The sequence below is a fragment of the Rhodococcus sp. 05-2254-6 genome, from assembly GCF_002258565.1.
GTDB lineage: Bacteria > Actinomycetota > Actinomycetes > Mycobacteriales > Mycobacteriaceae > Rhodococcoides.
Genome location: NZ_NOZF01000194.1, coordinates 1 through 19729 on the forward strand (window position 1 = coordinate 1; position 19729 = coordinate 19729).

Annotated in this window: 15 protein-coding genes, 2 pseudogenes and 1 riboswitch; of the genes and pseudogenes, 7 read left to right on the plus strand and 10 right to left on the minus strand. The window is 65.2% G+C overall.

The window, feature by feature from the left end; genetic code table 11:
* Positions 1–87, minus strand: a pseudogene (locus CH256_RS28830) (glycine cleavage system protein GcvH); the annotation flags it as partial.
* A 5-nt stretch (positions 88–92) separates the two neighbouring features.
* Between CH256_RS28830 and CH256_RS27140 the strand changes: the two are divergent.
* From CH256_RS27140 to gcvP, 6 genes and pseudogenes are all read left to right on the plus strand, one after another.
* Positions 93–374, plus strand: a pseudogene (locus CH256_RS27140) (glycine cleavage system protein H); the annotation flags it as partial.
* Positions 375–587: 213 nt separating this feature from the next.
* Complete coding sequence (gene odhI, locus CH256_RS27145; protein WP_032377955.1) at positions 588–1085, plus strand: oxoglutarate dehydrogenase inhibitor Odhl; 498 nt, start codon at positions 588–590, stop codon at positions 1083–1085.
* On the plus strand, positions 1082–1819 hold the full coding sequence (ftsR, locus tag CH256_RS27150) for a transcriptional regulator FtsR (RefSeq protein ID WP_037189245.1): 738 nt from the start codon (positions 1082–1084) through the stop codon (positions 1817–1819). Before odhI ends, ftsR begins: the two co-directional genes overlap by 4 nt.
* Before the next feature lie 100 nt (positions 1820–1919).
* Positions 1920–2393, plus strand: coding sequence for a bifunctional nuclease family protein (locus tag CH256_RS27155; RefSeq protein ID WP_068047418.1), 474 nt, complete (start codon positions 1920–1922; stop codon positions 2391–2393).
* Between the two features lie 396 nt (positions 2394–2789).
* A complete protein-coding gene (locus CH256_RS27160) occupies positions 2790–3347 on the plus strand; it encodes a MerR family transcriptional regulator (RefSeq protein WP_094642346.1) in 558 nt (185 codons plus the stop codon).
* 12 nt (positions 3348–3359) lie between these two features.
* Positions 3360–3457, plus strand: a riboswitch (glycine riboswitch).
* Positions 3458–3601: 144 nt separating this feature from the next.
* Positions 3602–6493: an aminomethyl-transferring glycine dehydrogenase gene (gene gcvP, locus CH256_RS27165; protein ID WP_256989566.1), complete on the plus strand. Its 2892-nt coding sequence runs from the start codon at positions 3602–3604 to the stop codon at positions 6491–6493.
* A 61-nt stretch (positions 6494–6554) separates the two neighbouring features.
* Here gcvP and CH256_RS27170 read toward each other — a convergent pair whose 3' ends face one another.
* The 9 genes from CH256_RS27170 to CH256_RS27215 form a co-directional block, all read right to left on the minus strand.
* Positions 6555–7694, minus strand: coding sequence for a metallophosphoesterase (locus CH256_RS27170; protein ID WP_094671503.1), 1140 nt, complete (start codon positions 7692–7694; stop codon positions 6555–6557).
* A gap of 3 nt (positions 7695–7697) precedes the next feature.
* Positions 7698–9356 (minus strand): substrate-binding and VWA domain-containing protein, encoded by a 1659-nt coding sequence (locus tag CH256_RS27175; RefSeq protein ID WP_256989567.1) that lies wholly within the window; start codon positions 9354–9356, stop codon positions 7698–7700.
* Positions 9357–9423: 67 nt separating this feature from the next.
* Positions 9424–11598, minus strand: coding sequence for a malate synthase G (locus tag CH256_RS27180; RefSeq protein ID WP_094671521.1), 2175 nt, complete (start codon positions 11596–11598; stop codon positions 9424–9426).
* Positions 11599–11663: 65 nt separating this feature from the next.
* Positions 11664–12578, minus strand: a complete 915-nt coding sequence (locus CH256_RS27185; protein WP_068047392.1) for a 3-methyladenine DNA glycosylase — start codon at positions 12576–12578, stop codon at positions 11664–11666.
* Positions 12579–13715, minus strand: coding sequence for a hemolysin family protein (locus CH256_RS27190; RefSeq protein ID WP_094671505.1), 1137 nt, complete (start codon positions 13713–13715; stop codon positions 12579–12581).
* On the minus strand, positions 13708–15087 hold the full coding sequence (locus tag CH256_RS27195) for a hemolysin family protein (RefSeq protein WP_094671507.1): 1380 nt from the start codon (positions 15085–15087) through the stop codon (positions 13708–13710). Before CH256_RS27195 ends, CH256_RS27190 begins: the two co-directional genes overlap by 8 nt.
* Before the next feature lie 347 nt (positions 15088–15434).
* Complete coding sequence (locus CH256_RS27205) at positions 15435–16871, minus strand: GuaB1 family IMP dehydrogenase-related protein (RefSeq protein ID WP_094671511.1); 1437 nt, start codon at positions 16869–16871, stop codon at positions 15435–15437.
* Between the two features lie 11 nt (positions 16872–16882).
* Positions 16883–17782, minus strand: a complete 900-nt coding sequence (locus CH256_RS27210; protein WP_094671513.1) for a DMT family transporter — start codon at positions 17780–17782, stop codon at positions 16883–16885.
* Positions 17779–19164: a DEAD/DEAH box helicase gene (locus CH256_RS27215; protein WP_256989568.1), complete on the minus strand. Its 1386-nt coding sequence runs from the start codon at positions 19162–19164 to the stop codon at positions 17779–17781. Before CH256_RS27215 ends, CH256_RS27210 begins: the two co-directional genes overlap by 4 nt.
* Positions 19165–19228: 64 nt before the next feature.
* Here CH256_RS27215 and CH256_RS27220 point away from each other — a divergent pair, with 64 nt between their 5' ends.
* Positions 19229–19699, plus strand: a complete 471-nt coding sequence (locus CH256_RS27220) for a DUF4262 domain-containing protein (protein ID WP_094671515.1) — start codon at positions 19229–19231, stop codon at positions 19697–19699.
* Positions 19700–19729: the final 30 nt, after the last annotated feature.

The window sequence follows — 19729 nt, forward strand, 5'->3', positions numbered from 1 at the left end:
CTGCGCCTGCGCGAAATCGGTGATACCGATTCGCACCGTTGCAGGCCCCGTCCGCTGCACCCACTCGTGCTCGGGGGTGTAGTACAGATCAGCTGGTGTTCGTTCAGCTTCCCTCGATCGGCGACACCGTGACCGCGGGCGCGTCTCTCGGCGAGGTCGAATCCACCAAGAGCGTGTCCGACGTGTTCAGCCCTCTGACCGCGAAAGTGGTTGCCGTGAACGAGGATCTGGACGGTGAACCGGAGAAGGTGAACTCGGGACCCTACACCGGAGGCTGGCTGATCGACCTCGAGGTTTCGACACCGGAGGAGTTGGACGCGGCACTGGCGCAGATGCTCGATGCCGCCGGATATGCTCTCATCACGGCCGAGTGATCGGCCGGCTGTCGACACCAGCCAACAGGCCACACGGCCACCACTGCGCAGGGTACGGTCGACACCGAGCGAATACCCTGTCGGGGCGAAGGTCCAGCAAGCTTTACGACGCTACGCAACACCGAACGCCAAGCAACACCTGATGTGAAGACCATGTACTGCGTTACCCGCGGCGTTCTCTGCCCCGGGTGAACGGACTGAGAAGGAGTAACGGTGAGCCAGAACGACAACGACAGCAACTACGGGGAGTCACCGGCAGAGACCACCTCGGTCTTCCGTGCAGATTTCCTGCAGGAGCTGGACAACTCCGCGGCCGCCCAGAGCACCGAAGCTCCGGTATCGGGTGTCGAGGGGTTGCCTGTCGGTGCCGCGCTGCTCGTCGTCAAGCGAGGACCCAACGCCGGATCACGGTTCCTGCTCGACCAGCCCACCACCTCGGCCGGTCGGCACCCCGACAGTGACATCTTCCTCGACGATGTCACCGTCAGCCGTCGGCATGCCGAGTTCCGGCAGGACGAGGACGACTTCCAGGTCGTCGACGTCGGCAGCCTCAACGGCACGTACGTCAACCGGGAGCCGGTCGACTCCGCTGTGCTGGCCAACGGCGACGAGGTCCAGATCGGCAAGTTCCGGCTGGTGTTCCTCACCGGACCGCGGGGCGGCAACGGATCTCAGGTCGGCGACGCGTCTGCGGGTGCAGGAAGCCAGTGACCGCCGTCGGGCAGCAGTCCAACGGGGGGATGTCGATTGGCTCCGTCCTCGATCGACTTCGGCCCGACTTTCCTGATGTCACCATCTCGAAGATCAGATTCCTCGAAGCCGAGGGGCTGATCTCGCCGGAACGCACACCGTCGGGGTACCGGCGGTTCTCCATCGCCGATTGCGAGCGTCTGCGCTTCGTGCTGACCGCGCAGCGCGATCAGTACCTGCCGCTCAAGGTCATCAAGGAACAACTCGAAGCCATCGACCACGGGGTCGCGACCGTCGAACGGGCCGATGCGTCGGTCAAGCGTCCGCGGTCGCTGACGGTTGCCGCGGGCGAGGTCTCTCCCGAGGAGTTCCTTCCCGATCGTGAGGTCCGCATCGCCAAGGCAGATCTACTCGCTCAGGCGGGGATCGACGATGCGTTTCTGACCGAGCTGTTGCGAGCCGGCTTGATCACTCCGGGGCAGGCCGGTTTCTACGACGACGGAGCGGTGACGCTCGCTCGGACGGCGCACGCGATGTTGCAGTTCGGTCTCGAGGTGCGCCACCTTCGCGCCTTCAAGCTCGCGGCGGACCGCGAGGCCGGTCTGGTAGCGCAGATTGCTGGACCCGTGGCCAAGGGCCGAGACGCCGGTGCACGCGATCGCGCAGAAGAAATGATTCGCGAATTGGCTGCACTGTCCTTGACCTTGCACACCTGCCTGGTCAAAGCCGCGGTGCGCGGTGCACTCGACCGGTGACGCTCGCTCGCGTCGTTCCGACTTCCAATAGACTCGGCAGCGACGAGCTGAGCAAGTTTTCAGTGCAGCCCGGAATTTCTCGAGGTGAGAGGCAGACACGATGAGTGAGATGCGTGTGGTCGGTATTCGTGTCGAACAGCCGCAGAACCAGCCCGTGTTGCTGCTGCGTGAGGCTGACGGCGACCGGTACCTCCCGATCTGGATCGGCCAAACCGAGGCTGCCGCAATTGCTTTGGAGCAGCAGGGTGTGCAGCCGGCCCGTCCGCTCACCCACGATCTCGTCAAGAATCTGATCTCGGCGCTCGGGCACCAGCTCAAGGAGGTGCGCATCGTCGACCTGCAGGAGGGCACCTTCTACGCCGATCTGGTGTTCGACAAGGACATCAGGGTCTCCGCTCGGCCGTCGGACTCCGTAGCCATCGCACTGCGGGCCGGGGTACCGATCTTCGCCGACGAGCCCGTGCTCGCCGAAGCCGGATTGATCATGCCCGACGAGCGTGAGGACGAGGTCGAGAAGTTCAAGGAGTTCCTCGACTCGGTATCGCCGGACGACTTCAAAGCCACCGACGGGTAACAGAAGAGTCTCAACCTCAACTTTAGGTTCAGGTTTACGGCGCGTTGCGTTGAATCTGCACGAACGTCCCCATAACGTTCGTGCCAGTGAAGTTCATCGCCGTCGCTACCCATCCGGGTTCGGTTCACGCCTCTTCGATACCTGCCGAGGCGTACTCTGGCCTGGTACACGGTATGACTTCACGCGAGTACACCGAGGCATTTCCAGTGTCCCGGACGGATCGCAGTACTGACTCGATCCGAACGCAGTGAGACATCCGAGAGGGAGCAGTCAGTGGGAGATCAGCCGCAGCAGCATCACGGCCGTCGAGAGTCCGAAGCCGCAGGCCGGACCGAGGACACGCCGGTCGGTGCCGATGCTCGGGTCGACACCCCCGACCAGGCGTCGAGCGCCCGAATCGAATCGCCCCAGGACATTCAACCGGGATTGTTCCCCGACGACTCCGTGCCCGACGAACTCGTGGGCTACCGCGTGCCGAGTGCGTGCCAGATCGCCGGCATCACCTACCGTCAGCTCGATTACTGGGCCCGCACCGGGCTCGTCGTCCCGTCCATCCGCGGCGCAGCGGGATCGGGAAGCCAGCGGCTGTACTCGTTCAAGGACATGCTCGTCCTCAAGATCGTCAAGCGGCTGCTCGATACCGGTATCTCACTGCAGAACATCCGCGTCGCCGTCGATCACCTACGCCAGCGCGGGGTGGGCGATCTCGCCAACATCACGCTGTTCTCCGACGGCACCACCGTCTACGAGTGCACGTCGGCAGAAGAAGTGGTCGATCTGCTCCAGGGTGGGCAGGGCGTGTTCGGTATTGCCGTGAACGGTGCGATGCGCGAGCTCACCGGTACCATCGCCGACTTCCCGGCCGAACGAGCCGACGGCGGTGAAAGCCAGCCGAGCCCCGAGGACGAGTTGGCGTCGCGCCGCAAGAATCGCGCGAGCCGCAAGACCGGCTAGACTTTCTTTCGTCGCGCCCGCGCGGGAGAGTTCCGAGGCATCCAGTCTCGGACGCCGAAGGAGCAATACCTCCCCGTCAATCTCTCAGGCACACGGACCGTGTGGGCTTCGACAACTCTGGAAAGTGGTGGGAGCACCCACCCGCCCAAGGGGAAAGGTGCCGGCGCGCTTCACTGGTGCGCCGTGTCCGACCGAATCTCTCAGGCGCACGCGTCAGCGGGCACACGACAGAGGGGGAGGAGCGGCCGGAGCGCATGCCTCGGCCGTCCGACGCCTCGTCCTGGGAGCACATCGTGACCGACCGAACCGGCTCGCCCGCACACACTTTCGTCGACCGTCACATCGGCCCCGACGCCGCCGAGTTGGTCCGCATCCTCGACACCATCGGCGTCGACAGTCTCGACGAGCTGGCCCGCAAGGCCGTTCCTTCGTCGATCCTCGATACCGTGGTCGACGGCGTTCCCGACGGCTTGGCGACGCTACCGCCCGCGCTGAGCGAGCACGAGGTGCTCGCCGCACTGGCCGACCTCGCCGGGCAGAACACCGTGTCGACGTCGATGATCGGCCTGGGCTACTACGACACGCTCACCCCGCCGGTGCTGACCCGGGGCATTCTGGAGAACCCGGCCTGGTACACCGCGTACACGCCGTATCAGCCGGAGATCAGCCAGGGGCGACTCGAAGCGTTGCTCAACTTCCAGACCATGGTTGCCGACCTCACCGGCATGGACGTGGCCAATGCGTCGATGCTCGACGAGTCGACGGCGGCCGCCGAATCCATGACCTTGATGCGGCGCGCGAACAGGGCATCGAAGTCGCCTCGGCTACTGGTCGATTCCGATGTCTTCCCGCAAACCGAGGCCGTGTTGGCCACCCGCGCCGAGCCGCTGGGCATCGAACTGGTCTACGCCGATCTGACCGACGGCCTACCCGACGGAGAATTCTTCGGTGTGCTCGCGCAGCTGCCCGGAGCATCGGGCCGTCTAGTCGATCACACGGCGATCATCGAGGCCGCGCACGAGAGGGGGGCCCTGGTTGCAGTGGGAGTGGACCTGCTCGCTGCCACCGTGGTGACCCCGCCCGGTGAGATCGGCGCAGACGTCTGCTTCGGAACCACCCAGCGGTTCGGTGTTCCGATGGGATACGGCGGACCGCACGCCGGCTACCTCGCAGTGCGGTCGGGTCATTCCCGTCAGCTGCCCGGCCGACTGGTCGGGGTCTCGCTCGATGCCGACGGCCACCGCGCCTACCGGCTGGCGCTGCAGACCCGCGAGCAGCACATCCGCCGCGAGAAGGCGACCTCCAACATCTGCACCGCTCAGGTCCTGCTGGCCATCGTCGCCGCGATGTACGCCAGCTACCACGGCGCAGACGGATTGCGTGCCATAGCAACTCGGGTGAATGCGCGTGCTCGAACCGTGGCGGCAGGCCTGCGGGAAGCAGGTATCGAGGTGGTGCACACGGACTTCTTCGACACCGTCCTGGCGGCCGTCCCGGGTAAGGCTCAGGCCGTCGTCGACGCTGCCAAGCAGCGCGGGGTCAATCTGCGGCTCGTCGACGCCGACCACGTGGCCGTTGCGTGCGACGAGGCGACGACGCCCGAGCACATCGCGAACGCGCTCGCCGCGTTCGGTGCAGAAGCCGCAGGATCCGGGGCCGAGTCGTTGCCGGCGAACATGACTCGAACCTCGGAGTACCTCACGCACCCGGCATTCACCAGGTACCGCACCGAGACGGCCATGCTTCGGTACCTGCGCGCGTTGTCCGACAAGGACATTGCGCTCGATCGCAGCATGATCCCGCTGGGTTCGTGCACGATGAAGCTGAACGCCACCGCGGAGATGGAGTCCATCACCTGGCCGCAGTTCGCCCGTCAGCACCCCTTCGCCCCGTCCTCGGACGTGCCAGGTCTGCTGAAGGTGATCGCCGACCTGGAACGGTGGCTCGTCGACATCACCGGCTACGACGCGGTCAGCCTGCAGCCCAATGCGGGAAGCCAGGGCGAGTACGCGGGACTGCTTGCCATTCGCCGTTACCACCTCGGCAACGGCGATGCCGAACGCACCGTCTGCCTGATCCCGTCGAGCGCCCACGGCACCAACGCGGCCTCGGCCGTGATGGTCGGGATGCGCGTGGTGGTGGTGGCCTGCCGTCCCAACGGTGACGTCGACGTCGACGACCTGCGCGCCAAGATCGCCGAGCACGCCGACACCCTCGCGGCGATCATGATCACCTATCCCTCCACCCACGGCGTCTACGAGCACGAGATCTCCGAGATCTGTGCTGCGGTCCACGACGCGGGCGGTCAGGTGTACGTCGACGGTGCCAACCTCAACGCTCTCGTCGGTCTGGCGCGCCCGGGCCGATTCGGCGGCGATGTCAGCCACCTGAACCTGCACAAGACGTTCTGCATCCCACACGGAGGCGGCGGGCCCGGTGTCGGGCCCATCGGTGTGCGGTCGCACCTGCAGCCGTACCTGCCGGGTCACCCACTGGCCCCGCAGCTCGGTTCGGGACCGACGGTGTCCGGTGCCCCCTACGGCAGCGCCTCGATCCTGACGATCACGTGGGCCTACATCGCGATGATGGGTGCGACGGGGCTCCGGCAGGCGACATTGACGGCGATCGCGTCGGCCAACTACATCGCCCGTCGCCTCGACGAGTACTTCCCGGTTCTGTACACCGGCGACAACGGCATGGTTGCCCACGAGTGCATTCTCGATCTGCGGGGCTTGACCAAGGACACCGGAGTCACCGTCGACGACGTAGCGAAGAGGTTGGCGGACTACGGCTTCCACGCGCCCACGATGAGCTTCCCGGTGCCGGGAACTCTGATGGTCGAGCCGACCGAGAGCGAGAACCTCGAGGAGATCGACGCGTTCTGCGATGCGATGATCGCCATCAGGGGAGAGATCGATCGCGTCGGATCGGGCGAATGGACGGTCGACGACAACCCACTTCGAGGTGCACCGCACACCGCTCGGAGTCTGGTTACCGAGTGGGATCACCCGTACTCACGGGAACTCGCTGCCTACCCGGCGGGCTACGACCGTCCGAAGGTGTGGCCGGCGGTGCGTCGCATCGACGGTGCCCACGGAGACCGCAATCTGGTGTGCTCGTGCCCACCGATCGAGGCGTTCGCCTGAGCCGAGAACAGAGCCCGCCACAGCGACGTGGCGGGCTCTGGCGTGGTGGAGTCGGAGGCTTCTAGCCCCGAGTGAGTTCGAGCATTGCGATCTCGGGCGGAGCGGCCACCCGCACCGGTGGACCCCACGCGCCGGCACCGCGGGTGGTGTAGAGCGTGGTGTTGCCGATCGTGTCCAGCCCTTGGACACTGGGCTGCTGCAGCGGCACCAGATAACGGATCGGCCAGATCTGACCCCCATGAGTGTGACCGGACACTTGCATGTCCACTCCGAAGTCCGATGCCTCCACCGCCTGCAACGGCTGATGTGCCATCAACAGTACGAAACGATCAGGATCGATCCCGTCCAATGCCGCGGCCAGATCGGGTTCGTACGGAGCCGGTGCGGTGGCGTCGTTGATGCCGGCGATATCGATGGCAGCGTCGCCACGAGTGATCGTCGTACGCTCGTTTCGCAGCACGTCGATGCCGAGCGTCGACCAGAAGTCGAGCCACTCGCCGCCGTCGCCCGCGTAGAACTCGTGATTGCCGCTGACGGCGAACACTCCCAGCGGCGCTTCGAGATCGCGCAGCGGCTCGAGATCTTCTCCCACCAGAGCAACCGTCCCATCGATGAGATCGCCGTCGAGGAGCACGACATCGGGATTCTGGACGTTGATCGAATCGACGACCTTCTGCACGAAATCCACGCCGCGGGAGGGGCCGACATGGAGATCCGACACCAACGCCACTCGGACGCCGTCGAATTCGGCCGGTAGCCTGTCGAGCACGACGTCGGTGTTCGTCGCACGCGGAGTCGCCGCCTCGACGAGTCCGTATCCCACTGCAACCACGCTGACGAGTGCCACCGCCGCCGATCCGATCCGCGACACCCGCAGTCGAACAGCGGACGAATCGCGTTTACGAGCCGCGAACACCACTCTCACGACGGTGCAGACCACGGCCACCAGAATCGTTCCCAGGAACAGGTACAGCACCACGGCGAGCCAACTGAGGCCGACGAAGGCGGGTCCTCGTGCCCAGGACGGATCGAACTCCACGCCGCTGCCGAAACCGATCACCGCACCCAGCCACAGCAGTGCCAGTGCAGCATCGACAGCTCGTTTGGGACGTGTCGGCATCCTGGTCAAGGAGAGGAACCGCCAGTGCAGGAACAGGGTGATGAGGAGTAGAAAAACGCCGACAAAAATTACACGAGACATGTTCTAGTACAGCAACTTTCCGAGTAGATCGATGAATTCCGGTGAATCGGACGTCGGTACGGTCGTGGCAGTGCCGCCGGTACGGGCCGCGATGTCGGTGAACGCAGTCGCGTCGGGGTTGTCGCCGATCATCACCACGTTCACTGCGACCGGACGCGCGGCATCGGACACCGAGTTCAGGTCGGTGAGCAGTTCCTCGGGGGACATGGGCGAATCGTCCGGTCCATCGGTGACGAGGACCACCGAATTCACCCGGCCCGGAACGTATCCGGCCACAGCATCGGCGTACGCGACCAGCACGGATGCGAACGTGAACGACGCACCCGCGGGCGTCGACGCGGCCGCGCTGGATTCCAGAGCAGCCCGCCTGGACGTCGGCCCGATCGCAGCCGACATCGGCCCGGTCGGAACGCCGACCCGGAAGGGGAGTGAATTGTCCAGATCCTCGCCGAAGCTCCACAGCCCCAGCTCGGTGGCGTCGGGCACTCGCTGGAACTGCTCGCCGAGAGCGCGAACCGTGTTCTGCAGCCGAGTCGCGCTGCCTTCGGACGTGCCCATCGACTCGGATACGTCGAGCAGCACCGTGGCGCGGCGCGGCAGGACCGGGCTTCGCAGCACGGCCAGCAGTGCGTCGGCCACCGATCCGGAAGGAGCAGCGAGGGCATCGGCGTCCTGGGTCTCGCCGACGCCGAAGCCCGCATCCGTGAGCAATTGCGCACCGTCCGGCTGCCGGACGAAATCGACGAACGCGGCGGCCGCCCGAGTCGATGTCTCGTCGCCGGAGAGTACGGCCGCGGGATGATCGGCAACGGGAGTGGGGCCCTGAGGTTCGACGGCGGTCAACGTCGACGAATCGGTCGATGCCAGTTGCTGCTCGGTGACCGGGACCGCGTGGACGGGGGCATCGGAGCCGGGCGCGTTCTCCAGTGCCGCGAGCGCGTCGTAGGTGGTGGATTCGGACGTCGCGGAGGCTCCGGTGTCGGTGACGGCCAGCTCCGACACGGCCGAGACCACTTCTCTGGACGAGGCCTGTTCCAGGGTCAATTCGCTGGTCGGATCTTCGCGTATCCCGGCAGCGATTGCGGCGAGCGCCAGTGTGGTTGCGCCGGAATCGGATCCGGTCGGTAGTGCGAGACGGAGTGCGCCCCACTCGCCGAGGCCGAATGCCTGCGGATCACGTTGCAGGCGGACCAGGTCGGCCCAACTTGCCGTGGCCAGAGCGTCGGCCACGGCAGACGGCACTGCGAGCACTACCGGACTCGACGCCAGTGGCCGCGGGGTGCCGTCGACTGCCCCGCGGTCGGTCACGGCCTCCACGTCACCCGACGATCGAGGTATCCACAGGCCCGGCCGAGCACCGAGTGCGCCGACGTCCCAGTTGTCGATACCGGCGTTCAATGCCGTCCGCACAGCATCGGAGGCGGTAGCTCGAACCCGCACCGTCACACAGTGATCTCGCACCACCGGTGCGGTGTCGTTGAACCGGGAAGCCAGTTGTTCGACGGGTCCGGAGATGTCGGGATCGGCGGCGACAGTGAGCACCGCCGATCCCTCCACACATGTGTCGGCAGCTTCGACCCCTTGGTCGAAGATACGATCCCGCAGTTGAAACCATCCGAAGACGGCCGCGACCAGCACCGCGATCGTGATCACGACGATCACGGGTCCGGCGGCTATCGAACGCCCGCGCCCTGTGTTCCGATGTTCACCCACGTGATCGACAAGTCCGTCAGGCGTTGACGGCCTTGTACTCCCGTCGGCGACGATGCAGGATCGGCTCGGTGTAGCCGTTGGGCTGGCTGGTGCCCTGGAAGATCAGGTCACTGGCAGCCTGGAAAGCGATGTTGGTGTCGAAGTCGGGAGCCAACGGCTTGTACGTCGGATCGGCTTCGTTCTGGCGGTCCACCACCGGTGCCATCCGCTTCAGCGACTCGCGCACCTGGTCTTCGGTGACGATGCCGTGGCGCAGCCAGTTCGCGATGAACTGACTCGAAATACGCAGCGTTGCACGGTCTTCCATGAGTGCGATGTCGTTGATGTCGGGCACCTTCGAGCAGCCGACGCCGTGGTCGATCCACCGCACCACGTAGCCCAGGATCGATTGCGAGTTGTTGTCGAGCTCGTTCTGCTTCTCCTCGTCGGTCCAGTCCGTGGACGGCGCGAGAGGAATTTCGAGAATGTCGTCGACGCTGGCCCGCTTGGCCTGTGCGATCTCGTGCTGGCGGGCGAAAACATCGACCTTGTGATAGTGCAGGGCATGCAAGGTCGCAGCGGTAGGCGAGGGAACCCACGCGGTGTTGGCTCCGGCCTTGGGGTGGCCGATCTTCTGCTCGAGCATGTCGTGCATCAGATCGGGCATGGCCCACATGCCCTTACCGATCTGCGCCTTGCCTTCGAGGCCTGCAGCCAGACCGGTGTCGACGTTGAAGTCCTCGTAGGCCGCGATCCACTTCTCGCCCTTCATCGCGCCCTTGCGTACGACGGGACCCGCCTCCATCGAGGTGTGGATCTCGTCGCCGGTGCGGTCGAGGAAGCCGGTGTTGATGAACACGACCCGCTCGGATGCGGCTTGGATGCACGCTTTGAGGTTGACCGTCGTGCGGCGTTCCTCGTCCATGATGCCGACCTTGAGTGTGTTGGTCGGAAGGCCGAGGACCTGCTCGACACGGCCGAACAGCTCCGCGGTGAACGCGACCTCGTCCGGTCCGTGCATCTTGGGCTTGACGATGTACAGCGAACCGGTGCGTGAGTTGGACAGCACGTTGTCCGAGGTCAGCGAGTGCATACCGGCCAGCGAGGTGAACAGCGCGTCGAGAATTCCCTCGGGCACCTCGTTGCCGTCGGCATCGAGGATCGCATCCGAAGTCATCAGGTGACCGACGTTGCGGACGAACAGCAGCGAGCGACCGTGCAGTGTCAGTTCCGAACCGTCGACCGAGGTGTAGGTGCGGTCCTTGTTCATCGCACGAGTGAAGCTCTTGCCACCCTTGGAGACTTCCTCGGTCAAGTCGCCCTTCATCAGACCGAGCCAGTTGCGGTAGCCGAGGACCTTGTCGTCCGCATCGACTGCAGCGACGGAGTCCTCGAAGTCCATGATGGTGGTGACAGCGGACTCGAGCAGAACGTCCTTGACTCCCGCGCCGTCGGTCTTGCCGATCGGGCTCTCGGGGTCGATCTGGATCTCGAAGTGCAAGCCGTTGTGGACGAACAGGATCGCCGACGGCGCATCCGGGGTGCCCTGGTAGCCGAGCAGCTGTGACGGATCCTTCAGCCCGACGGTGCTTCCGTCGGCGAGAGTCACCGTCAGAGACGCTGCGTCGACGACGTATCCGGTGGTACCGACGTGCGAACCGGAACTCAGGGGCAACGCTTCGTCGAGGAAGTCCCGCGCGAAGGCGATGACCTTGTCGCCGCGGACCCTGTTGTAGCTGGTGCCCTTCTCGGCACCGTCGGTCTCGGGAATGGCATCGGTTCCGTAGAGAGCGTCGTACAGCGAGCCCCACCGTGCGTTGGACGCGTTGATCGCGAACCGGGCATTGAGCACCGGCACCACGAGCTGCGGTCCGGCCGTGGTGGTGATCTCGGTGTCGACACCGGAGGTGCTGATCTGGAAGTCGGCCGGCTCGTCGAGCAGGTAGCCGATCTCCTTCAGGAATGCCTTGTACGCGGCGCGGTCGTAGTTCGGCCCCGCGTGCTCACCGTGCCAGGCGTCGACCTTGCCCTGGATCTCGTCGCGGACAGCGAGCAACGACTTGTTCTTGGGAGCGAGATCGGCGATCAGCGACGCGGCACCGGTCCAGAAGGCATCCGAATCCACGTCGGTACCCGGCAGCGCCTCCTTCTCGACGAAATCGAATAGGACCTTGGCGACCTGAAGTCCACCAGCCTGCACACGATCGGTCATGAATTCCTCACTCTTTCCGGTCATGGACACCGGTGACCGGTGTCCCCACGACAACGCTGTCGATGTTACTCGGCGGTAGGTCCGACGCCGAACTCGCCGCCGATCAGTAAATTCTGGCATCGAGCGATCAACGCCGAGCGCAGAGGTGCCGCTTCGCTCGACAACTCTCCCTGCGCGCGCACATATTCCGCTCGTCCGGCCGCGGTCTCTATTCGAATGGGTTCGAGATCGTAGTCACTCAGGTCGTACGGGCTCGCGCGCATGTCGATCGTTCGCGCGTGCAGAGCCAGCTCGAAGCAGTCGGTGAGAAACTCGGAATCGATCAGCGGTCCCAGCTTGTAGCACCACTTGTACAGATCCATCGAGGCGTGAATGCACCCGGGTTGCTCGGATGTCAGACGCGACTCCGCCGACAGCGTAAGAGCATTGCGCGGCGCAGCATCGGGAGTGAAGAAGCGGAAGGCGTCGTAGTGAGTGCACCGCAACGTCATCGAATCGACCACGGCATCGGTTCCGTCGTGTCCCAGACGCAGTGGCACCTGCTCGTGACGCTGCGCCGACGTTCCCCCGCGGTAAACCATCGCCCACTCGTGCAGTCCGAAACATCCGAGCACCGGCGGCCTGTCTCGGGTGGCGGAGAGCAGGCCGAGGGTGAATTCAATGCTCGATCGTCGACGCTCGACCAGATCCGACCGCACCCGAAAACCCGGGCCGTCGGCGGTGTCCACCTGCTCGTAGGACGCGAACTCCGCGTAGTCACGCGCACGATCGCCGGTGAGTACGACGCCGTGACCTGGATTCCATCGGCGTAGCTGACCCGGGCGGTGACTGTAGTAGGTGAACAGAAAATCGAGCACCGGATGGACGCCGCCGTGGCCCCGGTCGGTCAGATAATCACCGACGAGGTTCTCCACCCGCGCCGTATGCGCAGCACGACGAGCGGTCCACTGCCCTTCGCTCACCAACGTCGAATTGGGCATTCACGCGTTCCGTGGGGGAGTGGTCGCAGGCTTGAAGTTGGACGACGATTGACCCGGACGGGGACCGGCCACCCGGTGTGTGCCGTCCCGAACCGTACCGACGAACTCCTCGACCAGGTCCTCGAGCGCGACGATACCGACCGTGGCACCGGTCGCGTCGTGCACGGCACCGAGGTGGCTGCTGGCCCGACGCAACTTGGTCAACGCGTCGTCGAGCACCGTGTCGATGGAGACCACCGGCAGTGCTCGCACTTCAGTGCGGGGAATGACCGTGTCCGGTCCTGCCGACTCGTCGGCCATGTCGTCGAGTACGTCCTTGAGGTGCAGGTAGCCCACAAGTGCACCCGAGGCGTCGCGAACCGGATAGCGCGAGAATCCCGTTTCGATGACGGCTCGTTCGACCGAGCCCAGGGTGGGTCCGAGGGTGTGATCGGGACCGGACAACTCGATACTGCGAACCTGGTGCGAGGGAATCAGAACCTCACCCACCGTTCGGCCGGACGTTTCCAGGGCCTGCCGCAGTCGTCGATGCTCCTCGGCGTCGATCAGTCCCTCGGATCGTGATTCGCCGATCATCTGCGACAACTCGACCGCCGACACCGAGGAACTCAGCTCGTCCTTCGGCTCGATCCGCAGCAGTCGAAGGGTGAGGTTGGCGCACATGTTGTAGAACGAGATCAGCGGCAGTGCCACCTTGATGAACAGCAGATGGATGGGCACCAGAACCATGGCGGTGCTCTCCGGGCCGGCGATCGCGATGTTCTTGGGCACCATCTCACCGATGAGAATGTGCAGAACGACCACGAGCGTCAACGCGATGGCGAAGGCGATCGGGTGCAGGAAGGACTCGGGAATGCCGACTGCCTCGAGCGGAACCTCGATCAGGTGTGCCACTGCAGGCTCTGCCACACGACCGAGAAGGATAGAGCAGATCGTGATGCCGAGCTGTGCAGCGGCGAGCATCTGCGACAGGTTCTGACCGGCCTCGATCACGCTCTGAGCGCGCTTCTTGCCCTGCGCGAGCAGCGCTTCGAGACGATCCCGCCGGGCCGAGATCAGTGCGAACTCGGCTCCGACGAAGAATGCGTTGCCGGCGAGCAGTAGAACGGCGAGACCGACTCCGAGGAAATCACCCATCGATCTCACCGTCCGATCTCATCCGAGCCACCGCTGCCGCGTCGACGGGCAGGAGCACCACCCGGTCGATGCGACGGCCGTCCATCCGAATCACCCGTGCCACCCAACCGCCGACTCGTTCGAGCGGATCCTCGTTGGCCGGGGGAGGCAACAGAACTGCGTCCCCCTCGGTCGGAATGCGACCCAACTCTGTCAGAACCAGACCGCCGATGGTCTCGTACTCGCCCTCCGGTGCGGAATATCCCGTGGCCGACGCGACCTCGTCGATGCGCAGCAGGCCTGCGCAATCCCAACCGTCGCCCGATCTGGAGACGTCGAGTTCGGGTTCGTCGTGTTCGTCGCGCACGTCACCGACGATTTCCTCGATCAGGTCCTCCATCGTGACCATGCCCGCGGTGCCGCCGTACTCGTCGACGACGAGAGCAACCTGCATACCGTCGGCGCGTACCCGTTCCATCACCGCGTCGCCGTCGAGGCTGGACGGTACGACAGGAACGTCGCGTGCCAGGGACTCGACCGTCGTCGAGCGACGGTGCGCTCCGGCGACGGTGAACGCATGCTTGATGTGAACGACGCCGATGGTGTCGTCCAGATCGCCGTCGACCACCGGAAAGCGCGAGAAGCCTGTCCGCGCCGCCGTTTCGATCAAATCGGCCACCGTGGCGTCGGTGGCGAGCGTTTCGATCTTGACTCGTGGCGTCATCAGTTCCTCGGCCGTGCGATCACCGAACTGCAACGATCGATCGACCAGTCGGGCGGTGTTCTCGTCGATCGATCCCTGCCGCGCCGACGTGCGGACCAGCGAACCCAGTTCCTGCGGCGATCGCGCGGATCTCAGTTCTTCCGCCGGTTCGATCCCGAGCCGGCGTACCAGCCAGTTCGCCGAACCGTTGAGCCCGTTGATGGCCCATTTGAAGACCAGTGAGAACCCGGCCATCGCACCGGCGGTGACACGAGCGGTCGACATCGGTTTCGCAATGGCGATGTTCTTGGGGACCAGCTCACCGAAGATCATCGAGAACGAAGTGGCCAGGATCAGCGCCACGGCGAGCGAGATTCCTGCGGAGAGGGTCTCGGATGCACCCAGCGCGTCGGCCAGCGGCCGAATGAAGCCGGCCAGCACAGGTTCGGCCAGGTAACCGGTGATCAGTGTCGTGATGGTGATGCCGAGTTGGGCACCGGACAGCTGAAACGACAGTGTCTTGTGGGCGTGCAGCACCTGGCGTGAGCGCAGGTCGCCGTTGTCGGCCTGTGACTCGACCGCACTGCGTTCGAGAGCGGTCAGAGAGAACTCGGCCGCAACGAACAGTGCGGTGCCGGCCGTCAGAGCGACGAAACCGAGCAGGCTGACGATGGTCAGAAGAAGTGCCACGCGTCAGCTCCGCCTGAGCCGGGACCGTCGAAGCTGGGACAGGAGCATCGCGCCGCCGGAGTGCACGTGGTTGCCGAAATCTGTGTCGCCGGGTTTCTCTCCCGGCTCGATAGAGGATCCCTCCGAAGTGGAACCGTCGTCGTGTTGTTCCGCAGTTGCCGCTACGGCAACCGAGATAGTGGGTGCCTCGGGCACCTGATTCCCTTCTGTTCGGTTCGCGATGTGGTCCCACCCCGTGAGGAGCCGACCGTTCCGCCACACGTCGAGAATCGAATGCTCGAATGTCCGACGAGTGGCGAGCGCGAACAACTGTGTTTGCTGTGGGTGAGTCTAACCGTGCCCGACCGTCACCACCCGGAGGGCAGGGGCCGTCCCTCGGCGAATCCGGCAGCGGACTGGACTCCCAGAACTGCTCGTTCGGCCAACTCCGGCAGCGAACGGGCACCCGCATACGTGCAGGTACTGCGAACTCCGGCACAGATGTGATCGATCAGGTCCTCGACACCGGGGCGATCGGGATCGAGGCGCATCCGCGAACTGGAAATGCCCTCCTCGAACAAGGCCTTGCGAGCCCGGTCGAACGCCCCATCGGTGGCGGTACGGGCGGCAACTGCTCGCTTGGACGCCATACCGAAGCTCTCCTTGTACCGATTGCCGGATGCGTCCACCCGCAGGTCGCCCGGCGACTCGTACGTGCCGGCGAACCACGAGCCGATCATGACGTTCGCAGCGCCGGCAGCCAGTGCGAGAGCAACGTCACGTGGGTGGCGTACACCGCCGTCGGCCCACACCGAAGCCCCGAGTTCGGCTGCCGCAGCCGAACAATCGGCGACAGCCGAGAACTGGGGGCGTCCGACGCCGGTCATCATGCGTGTCGTGCACATCGCTCCCGGCCCGACACCGACCTTGACGATGTCCGCGCCCGCCTCCACCAGATCGCGCGTCCCCTGCGCGGACACCACATTGCCGGCCGCCAGGGGAACGCCGAGATCGAGGGAGCGCACGGCAGCGAGGGCTTCGAGCATCTTCTGCTGATGCCCGTGAGCGGTGTCCATCACGAGCACATCGGCCCCGGCCTCGACCAGTGCAGTCGCCTTCTCGGCCACGTTGCCGTTGATGCCGACCGCGGCAGCGATACGGAGGCGACCCGACGCGTCGACTGCAGGCGCGTAGATGCCGGTTCTGATCGCGCCGGTCCTGGTGACCACACCTGCCAGGGAGCCGTCGTTCTCGACGACGACGGCGAGGTGGGCGTGTGCCGCCTCCATCAGCTCGAAAACTTCCTTGGGTGACGCATGGCGAGGGGCTCGCACGAAATCGGCCGATGCCACGGAGCTGAGCCGCGCGAATCGGTCGACGTCGGCGCAGGCACCCTCGGACACGACTCCGATCGGCTTGCCGTGTTCGACGATCACGACCGAGCCGTGTGCACGCTTGTGCATCAGCGCCAAAGCGTCGGACACGGATGCGTTGGGGCCGAGGACGACCGGTGTGTCCGCGATCAGGTCGCGACTCTTGACGAATGCGACGGTTTCGGCGACGGCCTCGGTGGGGAGATCCTGCGGGATCACTGCGATCGCTCCGCGACGTGCGACGGTTTCGGCCATACGCCGACCCGACACCGCGGTCATGTTCGACACGACGATCGGAATGGTCGTTCCCGAGCCGTCGACCGTACTGAGGTCGACATCGAATCGCGACGTGACGTCGGTTCGGTTGGGGACGAGGAAGACATCGTCGTAGGTGAGATCGTAGGGCGGCTGATGACCATCGAGGTACTGCACGTTGATCGAGACTACCGGTCGGGCGCAATCGGCGGGGTCGACGCCCCGTCCACCGTCTCCCTTTCGATGCGAGTCGACGCCTGGGTCTGCGACAGTCGAATCGTCGCGGCGATCATGACGGACACCGCTACGGCGATGACGGCGAGGGAAGCCCCGTCGGTTCTGATTCGCTCGTCCAGGACCGTGATGCCGATGAACGCAGCGCCGAGGGGCTCGCCGATCGTGACGGCAGGCATGGACGCGGACAGCGGACCGACTTGAAACGCGCGTTGTTGGAGGTAGAAGCCGAGAACTCCCGATCCGACGAGGGCGTAGGTCTGCCAGGCCGTCAACGCGCCGAACCTCTCGTTCTCCACGAGGTCGGTGACCAACTTCGTCAGAGCCGCGGCCAGACCGAACAGCAAACCTCCTGCGGCTCCGAGCAACAGGGCCCGCACACCGGGGGCGGTCAGGAGCAGACCTCCCACCGCTGCGCCGCCGATCACGACCGCGGCGACGATCAGAGGAACGATCCAGTCGGACAGAGGGGCGTCGGTGTCACCTTCGCTGGGGTCGCCGACCACGATGAACACCGCGAGGGCGGCGGCAAGCAGGAATGCGAGCACCCACGTCGAAGCAGGGAGAACCCGGCCCGCCAATTTCGCCGACATCGGGAGTGCGAACAGCAGGGCGGTGACGAGCAACGGCTGCACGACCAGGACCGAACCGACCCACAGTGCAGCGATCTGAACGGCGTAACCGCCCCCGTCGCCGAGTACGCCCACCCACCATCTGGGGCTTCGGATCAGAGCCGAGAGCAGTGACGTTCCCTCGGGGACCGACGCCGCGGCGCTCTGCTGTGCCACCGACGCACAGGCGAACAGGAATGCCGAAACCAGGGCGAGCGCGATCGACAACCACGAGGCGGTCACCCGCGTCGTCCTCTGTTGCCGCCCCGCCTGCCCCCGGCCCGCCCGCCTCGCTCGTGTCGGACGGGCGCAGCACCGCGCCGCGAGCCACGTTGTGCCGGTGCTTCGACCGCCTCGGCCGGGAGCGGCCTGCCGATGGGTGTACGCGCCCCGGTCAATCGACGCCACGAGGTGGGATCGCTCTCGGTGTCGACCACCGTTGCCGAGACACCGGCATCGCCCGCCATTGCGCACACGTGATCCACCTGTTCGGCCGTAGCCAACGTCACGACGGTTCCGCTGGAGCCGGCGCGGGCAGTGCGACCTGCGCGATGCACGTAGTCCTTGGAATCCAGTGGTGGGTCCACGTGGACCACGAGGCTGACGTCGTCGACGTGAACCCCACGTGCCGCGACATCGGTCGCGATCAGCGCGGTCGATGCGCCGTCGCCGAAAGCGGCCAGCGAACGTGTGCGGTGCGCCTGAGTCTTGTTGCCGTGCAACGACGATACCGGTACGCCCAGCCGGCGACAGTCGTCGGTGAGCCGGTCGACCGCGTGAGTGGTGCGGACGAAAAGCAACGTGCGCCCGTCCCTGTTGGCAAGTGCGGCAGCTACTTCTGTCTTGCGGCCGGCATCGACCCTGAACACGTAATGCGCGATGTCCGGTTCGCTCACCGACTCCGCGGTGGAATGTTCGGCCGGATCGCTGAGGAACTTCTCGACCAGGCGGTCGACGTCTCCGTCCAGGGTCGCCGAGAACAGCAGCCGCTGGCCGCCGGTCGGTGTCGCAGCGAGAAGCGAATCGACCTGGGGCAGAAATCCCATGTCCACCATGCGATCTGCCTCGTCTATCACGGTGACCTCCACTCGATTCAACGTGATCGAACGACGCTCGAGGAGATCGTTTAGGCGACCGGGGGTGGCCACCACGATGTCGATTCCGCGCTGGATCTCTCGGACATTGCGCTCGAGCGGAACGCCGCCGACCACGCCGACGCTGCGCAGGCCGAACGTCGCACCGTGGACGTCGAGCACTTCCTGGATCTGGAGCGCGAGTTCGCGAGTGGGAGCCAGCACGAGTCCACGCGGTGCACCGGGCTCGCTGCGTCGGCCCGCAAGCCGCACGAGCAGCGGAAGCCCGAACGCGAGAGTCTTGCCGGATCCGGTCGGAGCACGGCCCAGCACATCGCGACCCGCGAGCGCATCGGGCAGGGCGGCGGACTGGATCGGAAACGGCTCGGAGACACCCGCTTTCCTGAGCGAGTGCACGAGAACCACGGGCAGTCCCAGTTCTGCGAACGATCGAACGGATTGACCCGGCATGGCTGTGACCATACCGCTGCGTCGGCCGTGCGTCGGAATCTTCTTGTCGGTGCCACGCGCAATACTCGGGGCAGAACGCATGTTCGATCGGCGTTCGACACCGTGATTGCCGAGGGGGCGATCGCACGCAGAGTGTGGGGGAGCTATGTGCAAGATGTGTCAGGGCCACAGCGTCGACGAGTACATCGAGGGCGTGATACGCACCATCGACAGGTGTGGCTGGGCCCTGCAGTACGTCGAATCGGAAGTCGATCCCATTGGTATCCATCCGGCGTTCTGCTACACGGTCGGTCTCACGAATTTCGGCAGCCCGGAGATCGTCCTGACGGGGCGCGGGCCGCACGAGTCCTCGAGAATTCTCAATTCGCTCGGCGCATCGGTGGTCTCGGGAATGCTGGAGCTCGAGTCCGGAATCGGTTGCACTGCAGCCGGATTCGAGCTGTTCACCATCGACGTACCGGACTGTGCGGATATTCTGTACACCGCATCCGACGTGTACGGCCAAGGGTGCTTCAGTGCGGTGCAGGCGGTGTGGAAGGACCTGGAAGGTGCACTGCCGTGGGAGGGCATCCCGTCGACGGTGGTCCAACCGATACTCGGGCCGGTGCCCGTCTGACCTTGTTCTCGGTACGTACCACCGGTGGCG